At 68.4% G+C, this 21,976-nt stretch carries 25 protein-coding genes; 13 read left to right on the forward strand and 12 right to left on the reverse strand.

Annotation, left to right across the window (positions count from 1 at the left end; genetic code table 11):
* Positions 1–18: 18 nt before the first annotated feature.
* The 3 genes from ABIC35_RS15510 to ABIC35_RS15520 are packed head-to-tail and all read left to right on the forward strand — an operon-like array spanning position 19 to position 2,069.
* A complete protein-coding gene (locus ABIC35_RS15510) occupies positions 19–759 on the forward strand; it encodes an EAL domain-containing protein (RefSeq protein WP_121073503.1) in 741 nt (246 codons plus the stop codon).
* A 49-nt stretch (positions 760–808) separates the two neighbouring features.
* Entirely contained in the window at positions 809–1,489 is a 681-nt protein-coding gene (trmB, locus tag ABIC35_RS15515; RefSeq protein ID WP_121073500.1) for a tRNA (guanosine(46)-N7)-methyltransferase TrmB, read from the forward strand.
* Complete coding sequence (locus ABIC35_RS15520) at positions 1,476–2,069, forward strand: NUDIX domain-containing protein (protein ID WP_121073497.1); 594 nt, start codon at positions 1,476–1,478, stop codon at positions 2,067–2,069. The genes trmB and ABIC35_RS15520 overlap by 14 nt, the downstream gene beginning before the upstream one ends.
* Here the strand turns inward: ABIC35_RS15520 and ABIC35_RS15525 are convergent.
* Entirely contained in the window at positions 2,045–3,079 is a 1,035-nt protein-coding gene (locus ABIC35_RS15525; protein WP_121073494.1) for a GNAT family N-acetyltransferase, read from the reverse strand. The genes ABIC35_RS15520 and ABIC35_RS15525 overlap by 25 nt on opposite strands.
* 85 nt (positions 3,080–3,164) lie before the next feature.
* On the opposite strand from ABIC35_RS15525, the gene ABIC35_RS15530 reads away from it, so the two are divergent.
* The 3 genes from ABIC35_RS15530 (at position 3,165) to ABIC35_RS15540 (ending at position 5,241) form a co-directional block, all read left to right on the forward strand.
* Entirely contained in the window at positions 3,165–3,620 is a 456-nt protein-coding gene (locus ABIC35_RS15530; RefSeq protein WP_121073492.1) for a DUF2721 domain-containing protein, read from the forward strand.
* A gap of 62 nt (positions 3,621–3,682) precedes the next feature.
* Positions 3,683–4,168 carry a 5-(carboxyamino)imidazole ribonucleotide mutase gene (gene purE / locus ABIC35_RS15535; RefSeq protein WP_121073489.1) on the forward strand — a complete coding sequence of 162 codons (486 nt, stop codon included), beginning with the start codon at positions 3,683–3,685 and terminating at the stop codon, positions 4,166–4,168.
* Positions 4,165–5,241, forward strand: a complete 1,077-nt coding sequence (locus ABIC35_RS15540; RefSeq protein ID WP_121073487.1) for a 5-(carboxyamino)imidazole ribonucleotide synthase — start codon at positions 4,165–4,167, stop codon at positions 5,239–5,241. The genes purE and ABIC35_RS15540 overlap by 4 nt, the downstream gene beginning before the upstream one ends.
* A 27-nt stretch (positions 5,242–5,268) precedes the next feature.
* Here ABIC35_RS15540 and ABIC35_RS15545 read toward each other — a convergent pair whose 3' ends face one another.
* The gene (locus tag ABIC35_RS15545; protein WP_064310305.1) at positions 5,269–5,589 is read right to left on the reverse strand and encodes a hypothetical protein; all 321 of its coding nucleotides are present in this window, start codon (positions 5,587–5,589) and stop codon (positions 5,269–5,271) included.
* A gap of 315 nt (positions 5,590–5,904) precedes the next feature.
* Here ABIC35_RS15545 and ABIC35_RS15550 point away from each other — a divergent pair, with 315 nt between their 5' ends.
* Positions 5,905–7,413, forward strand: a complete 1,509-nt coding sequence (locus tag ABIC35_RS15550; protein ID WP_121073484.1) for a pentapeptide repeat-containing protein — start codon at positions 5,905–5,907, stop codon at positions 7,411–7,413.
* On the opposite strand, the gene ABIC35_RS15555 is transcribed toward ABIC35_RS15550, so the two are convergent.
* The 3 genes from ABIC35_RS15555 to ubiA are packed head-to-tail and all read right to left on the reverse strand — an operon-like array spanning position 7,410 to position 10,486.
* Complete coding sequence (locus ABIC35_RS15555; protein ID WP_121073481.1) at positions 7,410–8,183, reverse strand: 3'(2'),5'-bisphosphate nucleotidase CysQ; 774 nt, start codon at positions 8,181–8,183, stop codon at positions 7,410–7,412. The genes ABIC35_RS15550 and ABIC35_RS15555 overlap by 4 nt on opposite strands.
* Positions 8,176–9,522, reverse strand: a complete 1,347-nt coding sequence (locus ABIC35_RS15560; protein WP_121073478.1) for a TldD/PmbA family protein — start codon at positions 9,520–9,522, stop codon at positions 8,176–8,178. Before ABIC35_RS15560 ends, ABIC35_RS15555 begins: the two co-directional genes overlap by 8 nt.
* A gap of 31 nt (positions 9,523–9,553) precedes the next feature.
* Positions 9,554–10,486 (reverse strand): 4-hydroxybenzoate octaprenyltransferase, encoded by a 933-nt coding sequence (ubiA, locus tag ABIC35_RS15565; RefSeq protein WP_121073474.1) that lies wholly within the window; start codon positions 10,484–10,486, stop codon positions 9,554–9,556.
* 114 nt (positions 10,487–10,600) lie between these two features.
* Here ubiA and ABIC35_RS15570 point away from each other — a divergent pair, with 114 nt between their 5' ends.
* Positions 10,601–11,338, forward strand: coding sequence for an EF-hand domain-containing protein (locus ABIC35_RS15570; protein WP_121073471.1), 738 nt, complete (start codon positions 10,601–10,603; stop codon positions 11,336–11,338).
* 173 nt (positions 11,339–11,511) lie between these two features.
* Here ABIC35_RS15570 and ABIC35_RS15575 read toward each other — a convergent pair whose 3' ends face one another.
* Complete coding sequence (locus tag ABIC35_RS15575; protein WP_121073468.1) at positions 11,512–12,078, reverse strand: carboxymuconolactone decarboxylase family protein; 567 nt, start codon at positions 12,076–12,078, stop codon at positions 11,512–11,514.
* Between the two features lie 213 nt (positions 12,079–12,291).
* Between ABIC35_RS15575 and ABIC35_RS15580 the strand changes: the two genes are divergently transcribed.
* Together ABIC35_RS15580 and ABIC35_RS15585 are read left to right on the forward strand one after the other, a co-directional pair.
* The gene (locus ABIC35_RS15580) at positions 12,292–13,407 is read left to right on the forward strand and encodes an acyltransferase family protein (protein ID WP_121073466.1); all 1,116 of its coding nucleotides are present in this window, start codon (positions 12,292–12,294) and stop codon (positions 13,405–13,407) included.
* Positions 13,408–13,593: 186 nt separating this feature from the next.
* Entirely contained in the window at positions 13,594–14,127 is a 534-nt protein-coding gene (locus ABIC35_RS15585; RefSeq protein WP_121073463.1) for a hypothetical protein, read from the forward strand.
* A 22-nt stretch (positions 14,128–14,149) separates the two neighbouring features.
* On the opposite strand, the gene ABIC35_RS15590 is transcribed toward ABIC35_RS15585, so the two are convergent.
* From ABIC35_RS15590 to ABIC35_RS15615, 6 genes are all read right to left on the reverse strand, one after another.
* Complete coding sequence (locus ABIC35_RS15590; RefSeq protein ID WP_121073460.1) at positions 14,150–14,773, reverse strand: MarC family protein; 624 nt, start codon at positions 14,771–14,773, stop codon at positions 14,150–14,152.
* Entirely contained in the window at positions 14,770–15,645 is an 876-nt protein-coding gene (gene folD / locus ABIC35_RS15595; protein ID WP_121073457.1) for a bifunctional methylenetetrahydrofolate dehydrogenase/methenyltetrahydrofolate cyclohydrolase FolD, read from the reverse strand. The genes ABIC35_RS15590 and folD overlap by 4 nt, the downstream gene beginning before the upstream one ends.
* Positions 15,635–15,943 (reverse strand): DUF167 domain-containing protein, encoded by a 309-nt coding sequence (locus ABIC35_RS15600; protein WP_121073454.1) that lies wholly within the window; start codon positions 15,941–15,943, stop codon positions 15,635–15,637. The genes folD and ABIC35_RS15600 overlap by 11 nt, the downstream gene beginning before the upstream one ends.
* A gap of 3 nt (positions 15,944–15,946) precedes the next feature.
* A complete protein-coding gene (locus ABIC35_RS15605; protein ID WP_183049468.1) occupies positions 15,947–16,243 on the reverse strand; it encodes a YggT family protein in 297 nt (98 codons plus the stop codon).
* Positions 16,244–16,318: 75 nt separating this feature from the next.
* Positions 16,319–17,218 (reverse strand): acetylglutamate kinase, encoded by a 900-nt coding sequence (gene argB, locus ABIC35_RS15610; RefSeq protein WP_121073451.1) that lies wholly within the window; start codon positions 17,216–17,218, stop codon positions 16,319–16,321.
* A 20-nt stretch (positions 17,219–17,238) separates the two neighbouring features.
* Positions 17,239–17,886: a queuosine precursor transporter gene (locus ABIC35_RS15615; protein ID WP_121073449.1), complete on the reverse strand. Its 648-nt coding sequence runs from the start codon at positions 17,884–17,886 to the stop codon at positions 17,239–17,241.
* A gap of 205 nt (positions 17,887–18,091) precedes the next feature.
* Here ABIC35_RS15615 and ABIC35_RS15620 point away from each other — a divergent pair, with 205 nt between their 5' ends.
* From ABIC35_RS15620 to ABIC35_RS15630, 3 genes are all read left to right on the forward strand, one after another.
* Positions 18,092–18,622 (forward strand): hypothetical protein, encoded by a 531-nt coding sequence (locus ABIC35_RS15620; protein ID WP_121073447.1) that lies wholly within the window; start codon positions 18,092–18,094, stop codon positions 18,620–18,622.
* A gap of 154 nt (positions 18,623–18,776) precedes the next feature.
* Positions 18,777–21,611: a M16 family metallopeptidase gene (locus ABIC35_RS15625; RefSeq protein WP_121073444.1), complete on the forward strand. Its 2,835-nt coding sequence runs from the start codon at positions 18,777–18,779 to the stop codon at positions 21,609–21,611.
* A 15-nt stretch (positions 21,612–21,626) separates the two neighbouring features.
* On the forward strand, positions 21,627–21,926 hold the full coding sequence (locus ABIC35_RS15630; RefSeq protein WP_121073442.1) for a hypothetical protein: 300 nt from the start codon (positions 21,627–21,629) through the stop codon (positions 21,924–21,926).
* Positions 21,927–21,976 lie beyond the last annotated feature (50 nt).

A 21,976-nucleotide genomic window follows, 5' to 3' on the forward strand; every position in this document is an offset into this window, starting at 1 on the left:
CGTTGAGGAGCACACCCCATGGCCACCACGATGGATCTTCGGATCGACCTGCAGCCGATTACGGCCCAAGGCAGCACCGAGCCCTTCGCCTGGCATGCCGGCATCCAGGCGCGTCCCCAGGCCTTCCACACCGTCGATGCGATCCTGCTGCGCGAGGACCGCGCCGAACTGGAAGCCGCACGCCTCGATCGCGCGCTTGCCGCCGCTGCCGCCGCCGGGCTGGCCGATGCCGGCACGCTGCTGGCGGTGCCGGTCCAGGTCCGCGCCGGTTCGCCCGATCGCCTGCTCGGCCACCTGTTCCGCGCCGCGCTGCGCCACCGCTTCCCGCTCGACCAGATCGTCGTCGAGATCAGCGCCGACGAATCGACCGATCGCGACGCCGCAGCCGCGATGATCCACGCCTGCACCGATCGCGGCATGATGATCGGCCTGAGCGATTTCGCCGCCGGCCCGCTGGCGCTGGGCCTGCTCGCGCACTGCTCGCCGCGGCTGATCCGCCTCGCGCCCGCGCTGGTTCACCATCTCGAAGCGGCTCCGGCCCGCGCGCGCCTGGTCGAAGGCGTGCTGCGCCTCGCCCGCGGCATGGGCGTCACCGTGATCGCGCCGGTCCCCACCGAGGAAACCGAGCAGCGCGCCGCCGCCGCCGCCGGGCTCCGCCACTTCGAAGGCACGCCGAACGCCGCACCGCGCGTCCGCCGCTACACCCGCCCGGTCCGCCGCTGGGGTGCGCCGATCGCCGCGACCCGCCTCGCCGCCTGAACACCCCGGATTTGCCAGCACGCGGCGGCGCGACTATGCGCTGCGCCCCATGGCAGATCCCGTCACTCTCCGTCGTCTTTACGGCCGCCGCCAAGGCCACAAGCTCCGCCAGGGTCAGTCCGCGCTGGTCGAGGAATTGCTGCCGCAGGTGAGCGTGCCCGATGCCGGCCCGCTCGATGCGCAGACCCTGTTCGGCGACGACCGCCCGCTCGAATTCGAAATCGGCTTCGGCGGCGGCGAACATCTCGCCGGCCAGGCGACGATGCGCCCGGACCACGGCTTTATCGGCTGCGAGCCCTTCCTCAACGGCGTGGTCGGCGCGCTCAACCATATCCGCGACGGCGGCCTCGCCAATGTCCGCCTGCACATGGGCGATGCGCTGGAAGTGATGGAGCGGCTGCCCGACGCGAGCCTGTCCCGCGTCTACCTGCTCCACCCCGACCCCTGGCCCAAGGCGCGCCATGCCAAGCGCCGCATGGTCAACCACGGCCCGCTCGACCTGATCGCCGCCAAGCTCAAGCCCGGCAGCGAGTTCCGCCTGGGCACCGACGATCCCACCTATTGCCGCTGGGCGATGATGGTGCTGGGCCAGCGCAAGGACTTCGTCTGGCAGGCGCAGACCGCGCAGGACTTCCTCACCCGCCCCGCCGACTGGCCGGAGACTCGCTACGAGCGCAAGGCGCGCCGCCAGGGCCATGAGGTGTGGTATTTCCGCTATGTCCGGGTCTGAGCCCGGCCACCGCATCGAAAGCGTCGAGACGGTCTTCCAGGGCTGGGGACGCATGCTGCTGGCGACGCTGCGGACGCCGGACGGCAGCCTGATCAGGCGCCAGGTGGAGGACCATGGCGATGCCGTGGGCGTCCTCCCCTATGATGCCGAGCGCGGCACGGTGCTGCTCGTCCGCCAGTCGCGCCCGCCGCTGATCTTCCGCGGCGAGACCGAGTCGGTGTTCGAGGTTCTCGCCGGCCGTATCGATCCGGGCGAAGCGGCCGAGGACAGCGCCCGCCGTGAGGCCGTGGAGGAGTGCGGCGTCATGCTGGGCACGATCGCGCTGGTCGGCCATTTCTTCTCGATGCCGGCGGTGTCGACTGAGCGGCTGAGCCTGTATCTCGCCCCCTATAGCCACGCCGATCGCACCAGCGCCGGCGGCGGGCTGGCGGACGATCACGAGGATATCGAGGTGATCGAAATGCGCCTTGACGATCTCTGGGCGAAGGGGATGGGTGCGCTGGCCGACATGAAGACCGCGATCCTCGTCCTTGCGCTGCGCGAACGTCTCGCCGCTCAGGCCTGGCCGCCCGCCGCCTGACCGCTGCGGCGCCACGCGCCGCGCAGCAACCGCGCAGCAAAGGCTTCCAGCCCCGGCCGCACGAAGATCCAGTCGCGGATCGCCGGGCCTCTGGTCGCCCCCATGGTCTGCTTGTAGCCGCTGTCGCCCGCGCCCCAGTCGACCAGCGTCACCCCGCGATCGCGGACGCGCAGCAGGTTGCGATACTGGAGCAGCTTGCCCGGCGAGTGCTTCGCCACCGCCGGATCATAGCTGTTGGCGATGGCATAGCAGCGCGTGCCGGTGATCAGGTCGAACGAGAAGGCCATCGGCCGCCCGTCGATCCGCAGCATCGCGGCGGAAAGCATCTCCGCCAGCACGGGATCGTGCAGCGCCGCTTCCCAGAATGCGCCATGCCCCTCGGGCGTGAACTTGGCGTCGCGCCCGTCGGTGCGGTCGGCGACCCAACTGCGCCGCTCGATATCGGCGAGCGCATCGACGTCCGGCGCCCCCCATTCCCAGGCGAGCGCGCCCGCCGCCGCGAGGTGCTTCTCCAGATGCCGGTTCTTGCGCAGCGTCGATCCGCGCGGCCAGTCCTCGGCCGCGATATCAAGCAGGAAGCTGTCGGCCACCTGCCGATCGAGCAGCGTCCAGCCGGTCGCCAGCGCTGGTGCCTTCAGCCAGTCGAGCGCGGGATCGCCGTCTTGGATCGGCCCGATCCGCAGCGCCCGCACCTGCCGCGCCAAGCCGCCGAGCAGCGCCTCCGCCGATCCCGGGCACGCGCCTTCCGCCACGGGGAAGCTGCGGAACGGCCAGTAGCAGCCGGGGATCTCCGCCAGCCCCAGCCAGCGCGGCCCCTTGGCGACCAGGGGCAGCGCCGCCACTGGCGCGCCCGCGTCTTCCACCACCAGCGTCCGCGCCGTTCCGCCATAGGCCTGCAGCGCCGCGGCATACCAGGCGCGACGAAGGAAACGGTGGCCCTCCGCTGCGCCTGTCGCCGCATCGTCCAGCGCATCGGCGAGGCCGGTATGGAGGCGGACTGTGGAAGCCATGCATCCACTCTATGCCCGCACCCGTTACCATCCGGTGCAGCCCCCGCTTGCACCGCACGCACCACCCCTTGCATAAGGAGCATGCATGGAAGGCCCCTATCTCTCCACCGTCTCGGAAACGATCCAGGCCGCGATCGCGCCGGTGTTCCTGCTCGCCGGCATCGGCGCGTTCCTGAACACCATGGTCGGCCGCCTCGCCCGCATCGTCGATCGCGCGCGGGTGATCGAGGAGCTGCACCCCCGCTCCAGCGGTCCCGAGCATGACCGGCATGTGTGGGAGCTGCGGATCATCGATCGCCGCATCTCCGTGATCAACAACGCGATCTTCCTTTGCACCGCCAGCGCGCTCGCGATCTGCTTCGTCGTCGCGATCATGTTCATCTCGCGGCTGGCCAACCTGCATGTCGGCATCTGGATCGCGGTGGCGTTCATCGTCTCGATGCTGCTGCTGATCGCCGGGCTGCTCTATTTCCTCGTCGAGGTGCGGATGTCGCTCAAGGCGATCCATGTCCGCCAGGAACTGCTCGAACTTGATTCCTAGGCCATTGCCCTGAGGCGCCCGCCTGACTAACACCCCGCTTCCATTCCACGGTCGGGCAGGCAATGGCGGACGCACCTCTTATCGGCATCATCATGGGCAGCACCTCCGATTGGGAGACGATGCGCCATGCGGCCGACATCCTCGAAGAACTAGGCGTCCCGCACGAGACCAAGGTCGTCTCCGCGCATCGTACCCCGCAGCGGCTCTATGACTATGCCACCAGCGCGGCGGATCGCGGGCTCAAGGTGATCATCGCCGGTGCCGGCGGTGCGGCGCACCTCCCCGGCATGACGGCGGCGATGACGCATCTGCCGGTGCTGGGCGTGCCGGTCGAATCCAAGACGATGAAGGGGCTCGATAGCCTCTATTCGATCGTCCAGATGCCCGGCGGCATCCCCGTCGGCACGCTGGCGATCGGCAAGGCCGGCGCCAAGAATGCCGCCTTGCTCGGCGCCGCGATCCTCGCCACGGCGGACGCGGCCCTCACCGAAAAGCTGATCGCCTGGCGCACCGCGCAGACCGACAGCGTCGCGGAGGAACCGGCATGAGCGAGGTGCTTCCTCCCGGCTCGACCATCGGCATCCTCGGCGGCGGGCAGCTCGGCCGGATGATCGCGGTCGCGGCCGCCAATCTCGGCTATCGCACCCATGTCCTCGCCCCCGACGAGGAAAGCATCGCCGCGCAGACCGCCTCCAGCTTCACCCGCGCCGATTATCACAGCCATATCGTGCTCGACGAACTGGCGAGCCACGCCGACGTGATCACCTATGAGTTCGAGAATGTCGCGCTCGCCCCCGTCGCGCACCTCGCCAGCAAGGTGCCGGTACGCCCGGGCGCCAAGAGCCTGGAGATCGCGCAGGACCGCGCCAACGAGAAGTCGTTCGTCGCCGAGCTCGGCGGCCGCACCGCCCCCTGGGCGCTGGTCACCACCCGCGACGAACTGCACGACGCCATCGCCAGGATCGGCGCACCATCGATCCTGAAGACGCTGCGGCTCGGCTATGACGGCAAGGGCCAGGTGCGCCTGCACGATGCCTCGGAAGCCGACGCGGCCTGGGCGGCGATCGGCGAGCGCCCGGCGATCCTCGAAGGCTTCGTCACCTTCAGCCACGAATTCTCGATCATCACCGTGCGCGGGCTCGACGGCACGCTGGCCAGCTATCCGCCGCCCTGGAACGAGCACAAGGATGGCATCCTCGCCCGCTCCACCCTGCCCGCCCCCGCCGAGATCGCCCGCCACTGGACCGAGGCGGCGGCACTCTCCGGCCGCGTCGCCGAGGCGCTGGGCCATATCGGCGTGCTGACCTGCGAGTTCTTCGCGACCGAGCAGGGCCCGGTGTTCAACGAAATGGCACCGCGCGTCCACAATAGCGGCCACTGGACGATCGAGGGGGCCGAGACCTCGCAGTTCGAAAACCATGTCCGCGCGATCTGCGGCCTGCCCTTGGGCTCGACCGCGCTGACCGGCAGCCATGTGGAAATGGAAAACCTGATCGGCGACGAAGCGAACCGCTGGCCCGAACTGCTCGCGGAGCCGGGCACCCATCTCCACCTCTATGGCAAGGGCCAAGCCCGGCCGGGGCGCAAGATGGGGCATGTCACGCGGGTGAAGCGGGGCTAGCCCGCCGTCACCCGCGCGGGTGACGGCTCAATTGCCTTCGGAATCGACGACGAACACTTCTGGCTTGCCGCGCGACAGGGGATCCCAGCCCGCCGACAGCGCGGAGCGAACGCAGCGCGTGATCGTCGCGTCGTCCAGCTGGAGGCGGCCGCGCGGCAGCCCCTTGAGCAGGCGCTTGGGCGCCGGGAACTCCAGCCACGCCTCGCGCTTGGCATCGCGCTGGGCGACCGCAATGGTCATCCCCTTCCAGCCCTCGTCGTCCGAAAGATGGGGCTCGCGCTGCAGACGCCAATCATAGGTCACGCCATCCAGATCGATGGCACCGCTGGTGCTCAGGGATTTCGACATGGGTGAGCCCTTAGCATGCTCGCCGCGCAAAGGCACAGGGGCGGATGCGGCATCGCCTCGCTACGGCACGCCGGGCGCCTCCCGCTTCGCATCCAAGCCAAAACCTAGAGGGCTAAGGCAAAAGCAGCTTCCGGCACTCCATCCATTTCGGATGCCAACATGAACGCCAGCGCGACTTTCGAAACACGACTGTAACACAACTTGGGAAACCATCAGCAGAGGCGCGCCACAGCTACAGCTTAACCCTTTGGGCACCTTTCCACCGGATATTTACGCTCGAATCTTTTCGACTGTCATTTCAAGGGGGAACAGGCGATGTCTTCGATCAATTCGGTATCCACCGTGCCCTATGTGCCGCCGGCCGCGACGACGTCGCAGGACGCGGCGCCCGATAGCGCCAAGACCGACGCCGCGGCCGCCCCCGCGCTCAATGCACGCCCGCCGCAACTCGCCGCCGCCACCGCCGCGGCGTTGATCGCCGAACAGGCCGCCCCGCCCGCCGATCTCGCCGGCCAGGACCTGCGCAACACCGACCTGACCAAGCTCGACCTCAAGAACGCCAACCTCAAGGGCGCCAATCTTTCGGGCATGGACCTGAGCGGCCTCGATTTCTCCGGCGCGGACCTGAGCGGCGCGAACCTTTCCGGCGCGACGCTCAACAACGCCAACCTCAGCGGCGTGCACGCACAGGGCGCGAACTTCTCCGGCGCCACGATGACCGACACCGCGATGAACGACGCCAACTTCGAGAAGGCCGATTTCTCGAAGGTAACGATGCGCAGCAGCGACTTGCACAATTTCGACATCGTCGGCAAATTGAACGTGACGCTGGACGGCGCCGACTTTACCGGCGCTTCGCTGACCTACATCACCTTCAAGGGCGGCACGTCGCGCAACGCAACCTTCAACGACGCCCAGGCCCAGACGGTCACCTTCATACGGAGCGATGTGTCCGGCTCGAAGTTCCAGAATATCAGTGGTTCGCTTGGCGTCGAGTTTTCGACGGCGGAGAATCTGGACTTCCGCAACGCATCGGGCTCGGCCGCAATCAGCCTGACCGCTTCCAAAATCGACGGCACGACGTTTCAGGGCGGCAGTTACCGATCGCTGTGGCTCCGCTACAGCGACCTTCGGGAGGTCAATCTCGATGTGAAGGACCACGACCTGTCCAACGGCAGCCTGGAAGGCTCCAATCTTTCCGGCATGGATCTCTCGGGGTACAATCTGAAAGGCAACGCTCTCGGCGACAGCGAAGGCCCGACGATCGAAGGCGTTACCTGGAAGAACGGTCTGGCGAGCCTGAATCTGCGCGGTGCCAACCTTGACGGCGCCTATGTCGCGAACGCCGATCTCGCCAGCGTGAACTTCTCGGGCGCGACGATGCGCGGCGCCTATTTCGTTCGCGCCGACGTAGCGAGCAACCCCACCGCCGACGTGACCGGCGCCAATCTGGAATCGGCAACGGGCGCGGGCGCGCCCGTGGTGGATTTCATGCAACGCATCAACGCCGCCAAGAAGGCGGCCGAGGCCAAGGAAGCCGCGGCGGCCGCCAAGAGCGACGCGCCCGCCGCCGCCACGCTGCCCGTGACGGAGGCCACCGCGGACACCACGAACCTCGATGTCGCGCTCAAGATGCTCAACAGCATCTCCGATCAGCTGAGCGCAGACCAGGAAGACAGCGCGAAAAAGGCCGACGCGAAAAAGGCGGCACAGGAGCGCGAAGACCAGCGCGCGATCGACGAAGCGCACGGAAAAGATCAAGCCACCCAGGCCAAGATCGACGAGAAACTGCTTGCCGCCAAGCTGGTCGCCGGGGACGCCTAGCGCTTCCCCGGCTCGACCCGGTCCGCCAGCCGCGCCACGGCGGCGGCGTGGATGCCCTGCGTCGTCGCCAGCACGCCATATGCCTCGCCCGCAGGGGTGTTGAACGCGAGCGGCTGGCCCAGCGCATCGGTCACCGCCGCCCCCGCTTCCCGCGCGAGCAGCACCGCGGCGGCGATGTCCCATTCATGCCCCCAGCGCAGCGTCGCGACGAGGTCGGCCTCGCCGGCTGCGACCATCGCGATGCGCAGCGCGATCGAATTGGGCTTGGGCACCGACACCAGGTCGCGGTCGACCTTGGGGAGCTGGTCCGCCGGTACGCGCGCGCCGGGCAGCTCCGTGCGCTCGGCGGCATGCAGCGCCACCCCGTTGCGCCATGCCCCTGCACCCGCCCGCGCGGTCCACACCTCGCCCCGCGCGGGTGCGTCGAGCACGCCGATCACCGGCTGGCCGTTCTCCACCAGCGCGATCGAGACCGCCCAGCCCGGGCGCCCGCGCAGATAATCCCGCGTGCCGTCGATCGGATCTACCACCCACAGTCGCGACAAGGCCAGCCGATCGGCATTGTCCACCGTCTCTTCCGACAGCCACCCCGCATCGGGGAGCAGCGCCCCCAGCCGGTCGCGGAGCAGCGCGTCCACCTCCAGGTCGACGGCGCAGACCGGGTTGCCCGGCGCCTTCTCCCAGCGCGCGAAATCGCTCTGCCAGCGCGCCATGGCATGCCGGCCCGCCTCGGCGGCGATCGCCGCGACCTGGGCGGCTAGCTCAGGCACCGGCGATCGTCATCCCGTCGATGCGGACCGTCGGCGCGTTGATGCCATAGCGGAACTCGAGGTCGTTGGCAGGCGTCAGCGCCAGGAACATGTCCTTGAGGTTGCTCGCGATCGTCACCTCGGAGACCGGCACGGTGAGCTCGCCCTTCTCGATCAGGAAGCCCGCGGCACCCCGGCTATAGTCGCCGGTCACGCCGTTGACGCCCTGGCCGATCAGCTCGAACACATAGAGGCCATAGTCGATCTCGCCGATCAGCGTCTCGGCCGGCACATGCCCCGCTTCCATATAGAGGTTGCTCGGCGACACGCCGGGCGCCCCGCCGCCGCCGCGCGTGGCATGGCCGGTCGGCTCGAGCCCGAGCTGGCGGGCGGCGGCGCTTTCGAGCAGCCAGGTCTCGAGCATGCCTTCGCGCACGATCTGCATCCGGCTGACCGGCAGCCCCTCGCCGTCAAAGGCACGCGAGCGCATCCCGCGCGGGCGGTGCGGATCGTCCCAGATCGTCACGCCGGGGGCGAAGATCTGCGTGCCCAGCGCATCGAGCAGGAAGCTGGTCTTCCGCGTGATCGACGCGCCCGAGATCGCCCCCATCAGATGGCCGAGCAGCCCCGAGGAAACGCGGCGATCGAACACCACCGGCATCGCGCCGCTGGGGATTTTCCGCGGGTTCAGCCGCGCCACCGCACGCTCGCCGGCGAGCCGGCCGATCGCCTCGGGCGAGTCGAGCATCGCGGCATGGCGCGCCGAGTGGTGGGCATGGTCGCGCTCCATCGCGCCGTCGCTGCCGGCAAGCACGCTGGCGGAGATGCCATGGCTCGACTGCGCATAGGCGCCGTGGAAGCCGTGGCTGGTGACGAGCGCGAGCTGCACCCGGCTCGCGCCCGCGCCCGCACCTTCGCTGTTGGTGACGCCCGCCACGCCGCGCGCAGCTTCCTCGGCGGCGAGCGCGCGCGCCTTGAGCGCGGCAGGCTCGACCTCGGCCCCATCGTCGAGGTCGAGGTGCGGCGGCGCGCCGTGCATCAGCCGATCCTCGGGGGCGAGCCCCGCCCACGCATCCTCGGGCGCCTCGCGCGCCATCGCGACGACGCGGTCGACCAGCGTGGCGATCGCATCGCTGCTCAGGTCGCTGGCCGAGACGCTCGCCGAGCGCTTGCCGACGAACACGCGCAGGTCGAGCTCCTCGGCCTCGGAGCGCTCGACATCCTCCAGTGCGCCCATCCGGACGGAGACGGAAAGCGAGCGGTCGGCGGAGAAGACGGCGTCGGCGGCATCCGCACCGGCACGGCGGGCACGCGCCACCGCATCGGCGGCGCGCTCCAGGGCCTGATCGTTGTTCAGCATCCCCGCGACTTAGGGGCGCGGGGGCACAAAATCAAAGTCCGGACAAACCCACGACCGCGCAGGCGGCCAGCATCAGCAACCCGGCATCGCGATTGGCGCGGAAACGGCGCAGCGCATTGGCGCCGTCCGCAGGCTTGAGCGTGGCAAGCTGCCAGACGAAATGCACCGCCACCGGCACCAGCGCGAGCAGCGCCAGCGGATCGGGCCGCACCGTCCACAGTGCCATCGCCCACAGCGCCACTGCGCCGACATAGAGCAGCCCGACGCCGCCGCGGACATGCGCGCCCATGCGCCGCGCCGAGGAACGCACGCCGACGATCGCATCGTCCTCCACGTCCTGCAGCGCGTAGATCGTGTCATAGCCGATCACCCACAGGATCGTGCCGGCATAGAGCCACCACTGCGCCCCCTGGCGGCTGGCGAAGGCCGCCCCGGGATCACCCGCGACGAACCCCACCACCGCGCCCGATCCGAAGACGATGCCGAGGAACGCCTGCGGCCACCAGGTGATGCGCTTCATGAACGGATAGGCGGCGACCACCGGCAGCGTCGCCAGCGACCAGAGCTTCGCGGGCAGCGGCATCGCCAGCCACACGGCCAAACCGATCGCCAGCAGCACCGCCAACCAGGTCCAGGCCGCGCGCAACGAGACGGCGCCGCTCGGCAGCGGACGGCTGCGGGTGCGCTCCACCTGCGCATCTAGGTCGCGATCGACGATATCGTTGTAGACGCAGCCCGCGCCGCGCATTGCGATCGCACCGAGCAGCATCGCCGCGATCCGCCACCAGCTGCCGTCGGGCAGGCCCGAGAGCACCGCACCCCAGGCACAGGGCAGAAACAGCAGCCACCAGCCGATCGGCCGGTCCAGCCGGGCGAGCAGCGCATAGGGCCGCCAGCCGCGGGGCAGCAGGCCGATGAAGCCGCGATGTTCGGTATCGGGGGTGATGGGGGTGGCGCCGGTCATGCGCCGCCTGCTGCCACAAGCGCGCCCCTGCCCCCAAGCCGAAATTTGCGGGCACATTTCTGCGACAATCGCTAGCTAGCGGGACGAATCGATTTTCGGGTGGAGGGTTCAGAGATGCGGATGCTGGGTTTGGCAGGACTGTTGCTGGTGCTGGCGAGCGGCGCACAGGCGCAGGACGGTCCCCCGCCGCCGGGCGGCCCCGGGGGCCCGGGCGGCCCGCGTCCGCGCGGTCTGTTCATCAGCCCGATGGGCGAGCCGTTCCGCGGGACGGTGGACGGCAAGGCGCCGCAGGACGCCTGGTTCGACGGCGCCGACGCCGATCATGACGGCGCGCTGACGCTCGACGAGTTCCGCGACGATGCGATGCGCTGGTTCAAGATCCTCGATCGCAAGGGCGACGGCGAGATCGACCCCGCCGATATCGAGCATTACGAAACCGTGCTCGCCCCCGAGGCGCGCGGCGGCGGCTTCGAGACCGGCGGCCCGACGATGGGCGACAATGGCGAGGTGAAGGCGGCCGATATCGGCTCCACCCGCGTGCTGAGCGGCCTCGCGCGCTTCAACTATCTCGGTAGCCCCGAGCCGGTGACCGCGGCGGACACGAGCCTCAACGGCGGCGTGAGCGCGATCGAGTTCATGAGCTCGGCCAAGCGCCGCTTCGACCTGCTCGACACCAACCATGACGGCAAGATCACCAAGGCCGAGCTGCCCGATCTCCACCCCGGCGCGATCAAGCGGGGCGGGCGGGGCGGACGCGGCGGCGGTGGTGGCGAGGGCGGCGGCCGGCGCGGCGGCGGCGGTCATCGCGGCAGCTATATGGGCGGATCGATGGGCGGCAGCATGGGCGGCTGAGCCAGCACCCTCACCCTCCCCACCGCCTGCGGCGGCGGGTCCCCTCCCTCTTCCTTGGAAGGGAGAGGGCCAATTCCCTCTCCCTTCCAAGGAAGAGGGAGGGAGGCGCGAAGCGCCGGAAGGGTGAGGGTGACTGCGGGTGACTGGGTGCCGGGGTGACGGAGGACGCTCCCCTATTCCCGCTCGGGCACCGGCACGTTGAACCCGTTGAGCGTCACCGACACCAGGCTGTACAGCCCCACCAGATAGATCAGTTCGTTCGCGCCGTGCTGGCCGAAGGTCTCCACCGCCAGCCGGTAGCAGGGCTCGGGCAGCACCCCGCCCTTGACCAGCGCATAGGCGACGTCGAACGCGACATTTTCCTGTTCGTCGAGATCGGCGGGCTTGAGCCCCGCGCAGATCGCCGAGATCCGCGCCGGCGCCATCTTCTCCGTCTCGGCCACCGCGACATGCGCGTAGATCTCGTACGCCGCATCGAAATGCGCGCCGGTGACGAGGATCGCGACCTGCCGCGCCGGATCGGGCAGTGTCGCTTCCATCGACATCGCCTTGGTCAGCTCCCAGATCGCGCCGCCGATCTTCGGCTCGTGCAGCCACGGGTTCCACGGCCCCATCAGGCTGCCGTCCTCGCCTACCGCGACGAAGGCGTTGAAGTTGGACGAGATGCCGCGCTTCATGTCCTCATAGAGCGGCTTCTGGTCGTCGGAGAGCTGGTCGGGCTTCAGGAGAGGCAGGCGCATGGTCGTGCAGTCCTTCGCGGGACGCGGCGGAGATGCCGCGCTGCACAAATGCTACAGCGGGGCGTTGGCTCCTCAAAACCGCAATCCTCCGGAGCGTCGGTGCGCGGATCCAGGCGGTGCGATTGTGATCGGCGGGATCCGGGCGACACCGGCAGCAGCGTAGGGATAAAGCGATCGGTTGGCGAGCGCAACGTTTCGCTTCATACCGTCGCGATGGCATCGACAACCGAACCCACCCCGACAGAGCGGAATGCCGGCATCGACCTGGTGCGGGTCCTCATGACGATGCTCGTCATCCTGCACCACACGGCAATCGTCTATGGCGGGTCCGGTGGATGGTTCTGGCGGCAGGAGCCCAATGCATCGAATCCGCTGCTCGTCATGTTCAATGCAATCAACCAGTCCTATTTCATGGGCCTGTTTTTCCTGCTGGCTGGCTATTACACGCCGGCCTCGTTCGATCGGAAAGGCGCCGGGCGCTACCTGGCAGATCGCTGGATCCGCCTCGGGCTGCCGCTGCTCGTATTCTTCTTCCTCTTGTTCCCGCTTACCGTCGCGATTGCCGAAAGCGCCAATGGATATGACGTAGGGCAGCGCTGGCTGCAGCGGATGGTGGGCGGGACCTATGGCCCCGGTCCCCTCTGGTTTGCGCTGGCGTTGCTGATCTTCGCACATGCCTATGCGCTGTTGCGACAAACGGGCGCGGTTCCGCGCGCTCATCAAGCGAAAGCATTGCCGAAATTCTGGGCGATCTTGCTGGGGGTGGTCGCGATCGGCATGGTGGCGTTTGCGGTTCGCCTTGTCATTCCTGTTGGTCGCGAGGTGCTTTGGCTGCAGCTCGGCTATTTCCCAAGCTACATCCTGCTGTTCAGCATCGGCATTGCCGCCGCGCCGCATCGCTTGCTGGAACGGATCGAAATGCGCGCAGCCATTCCCTGGCTGGCGATCGCCGCCCTTGCGATCGTGACGCTCCCGCTCATGGTCCTCAGCCGCGGCGCCGCCGGAGGGTTCGAGGGCGGATGGAACTGGAACGCGCTCTACTACGCCATGTGGGAGCCGTTCGTCGCGACCGGTGCGATCCTGGTGCTGTTTGCCTGGGCGGCGACTCCCGCGCGGCGGGCTGGTCCGATGGCTCGGTGGTTTGGAGCGAATGCGTTCGGCGCGTTTGTCGTGCATCCGCCCGTCGTCGTCGCGCTCAGCAAATTGGCCGCGACGATGCCGTTTGCGCCCATGATCAAGTTCGTCGGGGTGTCCGCAGCCGCCTGCCTCGGTGCCTTTGTCATCGCCGGCGCATTGCGGGCAATCCCGGGCGTGCGGCGCGTTCTCTGACCCAAGGCCGACTGCATGCCGCCATGCCGACAGACAGCGTGGCACCGTCCAACCTGCGCACGTCGCCGACCGCCAGTCGCTGACTTTTTCTGCGCCTGTGCTCTCCTCAGCGGCGCGTGCAGCGACTAAGGGCGCTTCACCAACCATGACGGGCGCCAGCATCGTCAGTGCCTGAGGGAAGCAGCATTGGACCATCCGAACGGCATCGACGCACGCGAAGCGCAGCCCAGGGGAGTCGCCACGGCGCGAAAACCTCTGGCCCTGATCCTGCCGATCGCGGCCGGCGTTCTGCTGCTGTCAGGTGCGCCCCTGCTGCGCGAAAGCGCTGCCGCACCGGCGGCGAGCGGGCCAACCGGGACGCAGAAAGCGCCGCAGCACGTCGCGTTGCCCCAAGCGGCAGTCAGTCCCTTCGTCGGCGAGTATGCGGGGAAGGTCGAGGGTGGCAGCGGGTCGATGAGGATCCAGCCGCGCGCAGGCGGGCGCGTTCATGTCGACATCATCATCGGCAGTCCCGATTGCAGCGGCAGCCTCGCTTTCGAGGGGACGCCGACAAACGACGTTGTCCGCTATCACGGCCCGAGCGACCAGATTTCCGGCCATCAGTGCAACATGACGCTCACGCGGCGCGGCAATCGCATCACGACAGCCGAAGACGGCTGCCTGGACGATCACGGCCAGTCCTGCTCCTTCAGCGGCACGTTCAAGCCGGGACGCTTCTGAAGCGCAGGACCCGGGCCGGCCTCTACCCCGCCGCCAGCGCCGCCCGGATGCCGTCGATCACGAACTGCACCGCCAGCGCCGCGAGCAGCACGCCGAGCAGCCGCGACACCACCGCCTCGATCTTGGCGCCGACGATCCGCATGATCGGCCCCGCCGCGAGCAGCGCCAGCACGCACAGCAGCAGCACCGCCAGCATCGCCGAGAGCACGACCAGCGACTGCTCGATCCCCTTGCTCTGCGCCATCAGCAGCATCACCGAGGCGATCGAGCCCGGCCCGGCGATCATCGGCATCGCCATCGGGAAGATCGAGATGTCGACCGGATCCTCGGCCTTCACCTTCTCGGCGCGGTCCTCGCGGCGTTCGGTGCGCTTCTCGAACACCATCTCCAGGGCGATCAGGAACAGCATGATGCCGCCGGCGATGCGGAAGGCGTTGAGGCTGATCCCCAGCGCGTGGAGCAGCGCCTCGCCGAACAGCGCGAAGCCGAACAGGATGATCGCGGCGACCATCACCGCGCGCACCGCCATCGCGCGGCGGTGCACGGCGTTGGTCCCCGCCGTCAGCCCCGCGAAGATCGGCGCGCAGCCGGGCGGGTCGATGATGACGAAGAAGGTGACGAAGGACGAGACGAACAGCTCGATCAAATCGCGTCTGCCTCGAGCGTTACCCCGGCGTTGCGGTGCGCGGCGACCAACGTGTTGCGCAGCAGACAGGCGATCGTCATCGGGCCGACGCCACCCGGCACCGGCGTGATCGCACCCGCGACGCTCGCCGCGCCGTCGAAATCGACATCGCCGACCAGGCCGTTGTCGGTGCGGTTGATGCCCACGTCGATCACCGTCGCGCCGGGCTTGAGCCACTCGCCCTTGACGAAGTGCGGGATGCCCACCGCCGCGACCACGATGTCCGCATGACGAAGGTAATGCGGCAGGTTGCGGGTGCGCGAATGGACGATCGTGACGGTCGCGCTCGCCTTGGTGAGCAGCGCCGCCATCGGCTTGCCGACGATGTTCGAGCGGCCGATCACCACCGCGTCGAGGCCGGACAGGCTGCCCAGCTTGTCCTGCAGCAGCATCAGGCAGCCGAGCGGGGTGCAAGGCACGAAACCCTCCAGACCCGTGGCGAGGCGGCCGGCATTGACCGGGTGGAAGCCATCGACATCCTTCTCGGGCGAGATGCGCAGCAGCACTTCCTGCTCGTCGATATGCTTGGGCAGCGGCAGCTGGACGAGGATGCCGTCCACGCTCGCATCGGCATTGAGCTGGTCGACCAGCGCGAGCAGCGCCTCCTGCGTCGTGTCGGCGGGCAGCTTGTGCTCGAAGCTCGCCATGCCGGCCTCGCGGGTCTGCTTGCCCTTGGAGCGGACATAGACGGCGGAGGCGGGGTCTTCGCCCACCAGCACCACCGCCAGGCCGGGCACACGCCCCGCCGCCGCTTCGAATGCAGGAACCAGGGTCGCGATGCGGGCGCGCAGGCCCGCGGCAAATGCCTTGCCGTCGATGATCTCAGCCGTCATGCCCCTCGCCATAGAGGCTGCGGGCGATTTGTTCCAGCGCCGCACCGTCTCCGGCGATCGAAAGTCGCTTGAGCCGCGAGGTTTCGCCCGCGATCAGCGTCACGTCGCGCTTGGGCACGCCGAAGGTCTTGGCGACGAGCGGCACCAGCGCGGCATTGGCGGCGCCCTCCACCGGCGGGGCGGCAAGGCGCGCGGCGAAATGCTCTTGCGTCCCGGCCGCCAGCACGTCGCGCGACGCCCGGGGCGTCACGCGCACGGCAATCTCCAGTCCCGTGGCGCTAGGCCGCCAGGCCGGCACGGCTCAGAACGCGGCGCCGGCGATCATGATCGCGATCCGCGGGATCACGATGTTCTGCAGGATGTAGAGGATCAGCAGCACGACCAAGGGCGAGAGATCCAGCGCACCGAAGTCCGGCAGGATGCGGCGGAACGGGCGGTAAAGCGGCTCGGTGATCCGGTACAGCGCGTTCCACACCGCGCGGACAAAGTCGCTGTGCGTGTTGATGACGTTGAACTGGATCAGCCACGACAGGATCGCCTGAATGACGATGATCCACCAGACGATGTTGAGCAGCACCTGCAAAATCTGCAGCAGCATCAGGCCAATCTGGGTCAATTCACTCTCCGCGACACCGTTTCAGGTGCGATATAGGATGAAACGCGCGCCGAACAATCAGGCGTGGACGAGCGTGCCTACGCCCTGGCGGGTAAAGATTTCCAGCAACATGCCGTGGGGGATGCGTCCGTCGAGGATCACCGCCGCGTCGACGCCCGCGGCGACCGCGTTCACGCAGGTCTCCACCTTGGGGATCATGCCGCCGGAAATCGTGCCGTCGTCCTTCAGCGCCTGCACCCGCGCGGCATCGAGATCGGTCAGCAGGTCGCCGGTCTTGCTGAGCACGCCCGGCACGTCGGTGAGCAGGAAGAAGCGCTTGGCGCCGCATGCGCCGGCGATCGCACCCGCCATCGTGTCGGCGTTGATGTTGTAGGTGTGCCCGTCCGCTCCCAGCGCGATCGGCGACACCACGGGGATGAAGCCCGAGGCCGCGAGCGACTGGAGGATGGAGATGTCCACCGCCACCGGCTCGCCGACGAACCCCAGGTCGACATGCCGCTCGATGCCCTGCAGCGGATCGGCCTCGCTGCGCTGCACCTTCTCGGCGCGGACCAGCCCCGCATCCTTGCCCGAGATGCCCACGGCCTTGCCGCCGGCCGCCGCGATCCAGGCGACGATCTCCTTGTTGATCGAGCCGGCGAGGACCATCTCGGCGATCTCGGCGGTTGCCTTGTCGGTGACGCGCAGGCCGCCGACAAAGGTCGATTCGACGCCGAGCCGCTTGAGCATCCGGCCGATCTGCGGGCCGCCGCCATGGACGACGATCGGGTTGATCCCCACCGCCTTCAGTAACACCACGTCTTCGGCGAAATCACGCGCCAGCTCGGGATCGCCCATGGCGTGGCCGCCATATTTCACGACGAAGGTGGCGCCGGCATAGCGCTGCAGATAGGGCAGCGCCTCGGTGAGGGTCTCGGCCTTGGCGAGCAGCGCCGGATGGGGTGCGTGGTCGGTCATGCGCGGCCCTTTAGAGCCGCTCAGGCCTTACGTCCATCGAGAGCGCGACCGAGGGCGACGGCGCCGGTGATCAGGAACGGCACGAGCACGATCGACAGCACCACCTTGGTGAGCATCTGCCCGCCCATCAGCGCCAGGATCGGCCGCTCGCCGAGGAAGGAGATGCTGATGAACAGCACGGTATCGACGATCTGCGAGACGACGCTCGCGACCATGCCACGGAACCAGACGAGCCCGCCCGGGCCCGCCTGCCCGCGCAGCTTGTTGAAGATGAACACGTTGAGCGTCTGCGAGGTGCCGTAGGAGATGAACCCGGCGAGCATCATCCGCATCCCCTGCCCGACGACGATCGGGAAGGCGGCGACCGCGGGCGGGTACATGCCGGGATCGGTCGGCAGGATCAGCACCAGCTGGATCAGCGCGGCGGACATCAGCAGCGGCACGAAGCCCAGCCGCACCAGCCCGGTGGCGATCGCCTGGCCGTGCAGCTCGGCCACCGCACTCGACAGCACGACGAGCAGCAGGAAGGCGAAGATCCCCGCTTCCACCGCCAGCGGCCCGAGCGCAACCTGCTTCACCCCCAGCACGCCCGCCATGCAGACCATGCCGCCATAGAGGATGGCGTAGACGAACAGCGAACGGGGGATGGCGAGCTTCTGGGTATCCATCGCCGGGTGCTAGCGCCAAAGCCCGCGCGGTGGAAGATGGCGTAAGGGCCAAAACGTCCCGGACCAATCCGGTCTGCCTAGACGCGTCGCACGGCGCGTGCCTGCACACTTTCTTAACGATGCCGGATGTCTAACCAGACGTGTAACGATAAATCCGTCAAGTCCGGTATGTTGCGGGGACGGCGGGGATATGGGGGAGCCGCACATGATTGTCGCCGCGAAGCGCGCATATTGGCGCGAAGCCGTGGAGTTCCTCGTCTATTTCGTCTTCATGACGCTGTTGAGTGCGGCGATGTTCGTGCTCGTCAGCTATGCGCCGCAGGCCAACTCGACCTGGTATATCAATACCTGTATCGCCGTTGCCGTTCTTACCGGTGGCTACGCCGTCCGGATGTACCGGCGTCACCGGGCAGCGGGGCTGTCGAATTCGGTGGGAACGGCGAAGACCACCCCCACCCGCATCTCGCCCAAGGAGTCACGTCGGCGGAGCTGGTCCGATCGCATTGCCGGCGAGACGCTGCGCAACGACAATCCGGAACGCGCGAAAGCTCTCACGGAGCTGGAAGCCGTGGAGGAAGCCTATCGCGCGCGCTGCCGGGCACGCGGGGAGAAGCCGGATCGGTCGTCGTCCGAACCGACCGCGTCGATGACGACCGACCAGATCCGTAAAAGAATCGCGCTGCGACTGGACCAGCTGGCGCTGCATGGCGCGCGCGGGCCCGCTTCCGGCCGCTAGACCGCCGGATCCGCGAACCGGCGGACGGCATGACCGTAGCGGACCGGGTGAACGAAGATTCACCCGATCCAAGCATGCAGCCTGCCGATGCTTGCCGCCCCCGCCCGCGCGGCTATGGTGCCGCCCGTCACATTCTGTGGGGAATTCCGCTTCGATGCCGTCCATGCGCCTGCTCTGCACCACTGCCCTGATCGCGCTCGCAGCGCCTGCCCTGCCCGCCGTCGCCCAGCAGGCCCCCGCCGCCCCCGCGCCCGCCCCGCTTTCCACGCTGGTCGATCAGGTGAAGCTCCCCTATGAGGAGTTCACCCTCGCCAACGGCCTGCGCGTGATCGTCCATACCGATCGCAAGGCGCCCGTCGTCGCAGTTTCGGTCTGGTACGATGTCGGCTCCAAGCATGAGCCCGCCGGCAAGACCGGGTTTGCCCATCTGTTTGAGCATCTGATGTTCAACGGCTCGCAGAATGCGCCGGGCGATTTCTTCGAGCCCTTGAAGCAGGTGGGCGCGACCGATCTCAACGGCACCACCTATTACGATCGCACCAATTATTTCGAGACGGTGCCCAAGCCCGCGCTCGAACGCGCGCTGTTCCTCGAAAGCGACCGGATGGGCTGGCTTACCCCCGCCATCACCCAAAGCGTGCTCGACGAGCAGCGCGGCGTCGTCCAGAACGAGAAGCGCCAGGGCGACAACCAGCCCTATGGCCTCGTCGAATACACCCTGGCCGAGGGGCTGTTCGGCAACGGCCCCTATGGCCATTCGGTAATCGGATCGATGGCCGATCTCGACAAGGCGAGCGTCGCCGACGTCAAGGGCTGGTTCCGCGACCATTATGGCCCGAACAATGCGGTGCTCGCGCTCGCCGGCGACATCGATGCCGCCGAGGCGCGGCCGCTGGTAGAGAAATATTTCGGCAAGATCGCACGCGGGCCCGAGAGCGAGCTGCCCAAGGTCACCATCCCCACCCTGCCCGCCGCCAAGACGGTGGTGCTCAAGGACCGCGTGCCCGCGATCGCCATCACCCGCAACTGGGCGATCCCCGGTCTCAACGATCCCGATGCCGCAGCACTCGACGTGTTCGGCCAGGTCCTGGGTGGCCTCGCCAGCTCGCGGCTCGCCAATGCGCTGGTCCGCGAGGAGAAACTGGCGGTACAGGCCTCCGCCTATGCCGAGACCTTCTCGCAGGCAGGCACCTTCGCCATCTCGGTCACGCTCAAGCCGGGGGTGGAGCCGGCCACGGTCAACAAGCGGATCGACGCGATCCTCGCCGACCTGATCGCCAAGGGCCCGACCGCCGACGAGGTGCAGCGCGTCGCCACCACCAGCGTCAGCGATACGATCAAGGGCCTGCAGTCCACCCGCGCCCAGGCATCGGTGCTGGCCGAGGGCGCGCTCTACTCGAACGATCCCGGCTTCTTCCGCAAGCGGCTGGAGGAAGTGGCGAAGATGACGCCGGCCAAGGCCCGCGCCGCCGCCGCCAAATGGCTCACCCGCCCCGCCTTCACCATCATCGTCGAACCCGGTGACCGCGAGGCCTATCAGGAAGCCGCGGCGGTCGCCCCCGCCAAGCCCGCTGCCGAAGAGGCGATCCCCAAGGGTGATCGCGGGGCCATGCCCGATGTCGGCCCGATCCGCGACATCCGCTTCCCCACGGTCGAGCGCACCCGGCTGGCGAACGGCGTGGAGCTGATCTACGCGCAGCAGACCGCGGTGCCGGTCACGCGCATGGTGCTGAGCTTCGATGCCGGTGCCACCGCCGATCCCGACGGCAAGCCCGGCACCCAGAACCTCACCCTCTCGCTGATGGACGAGGGCACGACCAGCCGCAATTCGATCGCGATCGCCGAGGCCAAGGAGCGGCTGGGCGCCGAGATCGACGGCGGCAGCTCGGCCGACCGCACCTACCTCAGCCTCGGCGTGCCGAGCGCCAATCTCGGCGGCGGCGTCGAGCTGTTCGCCGACATCGTCCGCCACCCGGCCTTTGCGCCGGCGGAGGTCGAGCGGCTGCGCGCCACCACGCTCACCGCGATCCAGTTCGAGCTGAGCAGCCCGAGCGGGCTCGCCAACCGGGCGCTGCCGGGGCTGCTCTACGGCCCGGCCAACCCCTACGCCAAGCTCGCCAACGGCTCGGGCGACCCGGCCGTGGTCGCCAAGCTGTCGCGCGACGAACTGGTCGCCTTCCACCGCGCCTGGATCCGGCCGGACAAGGCCAAGGTGTTCGTGGTCAGCGATCTGCCGCTGGCGCAGGTGAAGGCGGCGCTCGACGCGCGTTTCGGCGACTGGAAGGGCGAAGGCGCGGGCGGCGTCAAGGCGTTCACCGCCAAGCCGCAACAGGCGAGCCCCCGCATCGTGCTGGTCGACCGGCCGAACTCGCCCCAGTCGCTGATCGTCGCCGGGCAGATGACTCCGCTCGATCCGGCGAGCGACCTCCTCGTCGCGGTCACCGCCAACCAGGTGCTGGGCGGCGGCTTCCTGTCGCGGATCAACATGGACCTGCGCGAGGCGCGGCACTGGTCGTACGGCGCCGGCGGCGGGTTCAACTGGCTCGAACATGCCGTGCCCTATGCGGTGAATGCGCCGGTGCAGGCCGATCGTACCGGCGACTCGATCAAGTCGATCCGCGACGATGTGCGCGGTTTCCTCACCACCAGCGGCGTCAGCCCGGCCGAGCTCGCGCGCGAGATCACCGGCAGCACCCGGGAGCTGGCCGGCCGATTCGAAACCGCCAACGCGGTGCTCGGCGCGATGCAGCAGAACGACATCCGCCACCGTCCGGACGATTATTACGACAGCATCGCGCAAAAATATCGCGCGCTCACCGCGCCCCAGCTTGACGCTGCGGCACGCGGGGCACTCGATGTCGATCGCTTCGTTTGGGTGGTGGTGGGCGACGCCGCCAAGGTCCGCCCGCAGCTTGACAGCCTCGGCCTGCCTGTCGAGGTGATCAGCGCGAGTTCTCTGGCGGGGAAGGCCCCGCCGGCAACCAAGTAAGCAGGAGAGATCCAAATGGCGAATGTGGATGGCAACTGGAACACCGTGACCAAGTCGCCGCTGGGCGACCAGCAGGCGACGCTGAGCGTCACCAGCAACGGCGATACGTTCACCGGCAACTTCAACGGCGCGATGGGCCAGACCGAGATCAAGGACGGCAAGGTCAATGGCGACACGCTCAGCTGGTCGCTCGACATCACGGTGCCGATGCCGATGACGCTCACCTGCGAAGCGACCGTCAACGGCGACAGCCTCGACGGCACCGTCACCGCGGGCGCGTTCGGCAGCTTCCCGATCACGGGCACGCGGGCGTAAGCTTCTACCCATCTCCCACCCGCCTGCCGCACGCGCGTGCAGGCGGGTGA

It is taken from the genome of Sphingomonas trueperi (genome assembly GCF_040545965.1).
GTDB classification, from domain to species: Bacteria; Pseudomonadota; Alphaproteobacteria; order Sphingomonadales; family Sphingomonadaceae; genus Sphingomonas; species Sphingomonas trueperi_C.

Excerpts from the sequence above, each read along its gene's own strand:
- ABIC35_RS15570 (WP_121073471.1), top strand. The coding sequence starts at position 10,601 with ATGCGGATGCTGGGTTTGGCAGGACTGTTGCTGGTGCTGGCGAGCGGC.
- ABIC35_RS15525 (WP_121073494.1), bottom strand. The coding sequence starts at position 3,079 with ATGGCTTCCACAGTCCGCCTCCATACCGGCCTCGCCGATGCGCTGGAC.
- ABIC35_RS15630 (WP_121073442.1), top strand. The coding sequence starts at position 21,627 with ATGGCGAATGTGGATGGCAACTGGAACACCGTGACCAAGTCGCCGCTG.
- ABIC35_RS15520 (WP_121073497.1), top strand. The coding sequence starts at position 1,476 with ATGTCCGGGTCTGAGCCCGGCCACCGCATCGAAAGCGTCGAGACGGTC.
- ABIC35_RS15580 (WP_121073466.1), top strand. The coding sequence starts at position 12,292 with ATGGCATCGACAACCGAACCCACCCCGACAGAGCGGAATGCCGGCATC.
- trmB (WP_121073500.1), top strand. The coding sequence starts at position 809 with ATGGCAGATCCCGTCACTCTCCGTCGTCTTTACGGCCGCCGCCAAGGC.
- ABIC35_RS15625 (WP_121073444.1), top strand. The coding sequence starts at position 18,777 with ATGCCGTCCATGCGCCTGCTCTGCACCACTGCCCTGATCGCGCTCGCA.
- ABIC35_RS15540 (WP_121073487.1), top strand. The coding sequence starts at position 4,165 with ATGAGCGAGGTGCTTCCTCCCGGCTCGACCATCGGCATCCTCGGCGGC.
- ABIC35_RS15550 (WP_121073484.1), top strand. The coding sequence starts at position 5,905 with ATGTCTTCGATCAATTCGGTATCCACCGTGCCCTATGTGCCGCCGGCC.
- argB (WP_121073451.1), bottom strand. The coding sequence starts at position 17,218 with ATGACCGACCACGCACCCCATCCGGCGCTGCTCGCCAAGGCCGAGACC.
- ABIC35_RS15560 (WP_121073478.1), bottom strand. The coding sequence starts at position 9,522 with ATGCTGAACAACGATCAGGCCCTGGAGCGCGCCGCCGATGCGGTGGCG.
- ABIC35_RS15530 (WP_121073492.1), top strand. The coding sequence starts at position 3,165 with ATGGAAGGCCCCTATCTCTCCACCGTCTCGGAAACGATCCAGGCCGCG.
- ubiA (WP_121073474.1), bottom strand. The coding sequence starts at position 10,486 with ATGACCGGCGCCACCCCCATCACCCCCGATACCGAACATCGCGGCTTC.
- purE (WP_121073489.1), top strand. The coding sequence starts at position 3,683 with ATGGCGGACGCACCTCTTATCGGCATCATCATGGGCAGCACCTCCGAT.
- ABIC35_RS15615 (WP_121073449.1), bottom strand. The coding sequence starts at position 17,886 with ATGGATACCCAGAAGCTCGCCATCCCCCGTTCGCTGTTCGTCTACGCC.
- ABIC35_RS15510 (WP_121073503.1), top strand. The coding sequence starts at position 19 with ATGGCCACCACGATGGATCTTCGGATCGACCTGCAGCCGATTACGGCC.
- ABIC35_RS15605 (WP_183049468.1), bottom strand. The coding sequence starts at position 16,243 with ATGCTGCTGCAGATTTTGCAGGTGCTGCTCAACATCGTCTGGTGGATC.
- ABIC35_RS15620 (WP_121073447.1), top strand. The coding sequence starts at position 18,092 with ATGATTGTCGCCGCGAAGCGCGCATATTGGCGCGAAGCCGTGGAGTTC.
- ABIC35_RS15545 (WP_064310305.1), bottom strand. The coding sequence starts at position 5,589 with ATGTCGAAATCCCTGAGCACCAGCGGTGCCATCGATCTGGATGGCGTG.
- folD (WP_121073457.1), bottom strand. The coding sequence starts at position 15,645 with ATGACGGCTGAGATCATCGACGGCAAGGCATTTGCCGCGGGCCTGCGC.
- ABIC35_RS15575 (WP_121073468.1), bottom strand. The coding sequence starts at position 12,078 with ATGCGCCTGCCTCTCCTGAAGCCCGACCAGCTCTCCGACGACCAGAAG.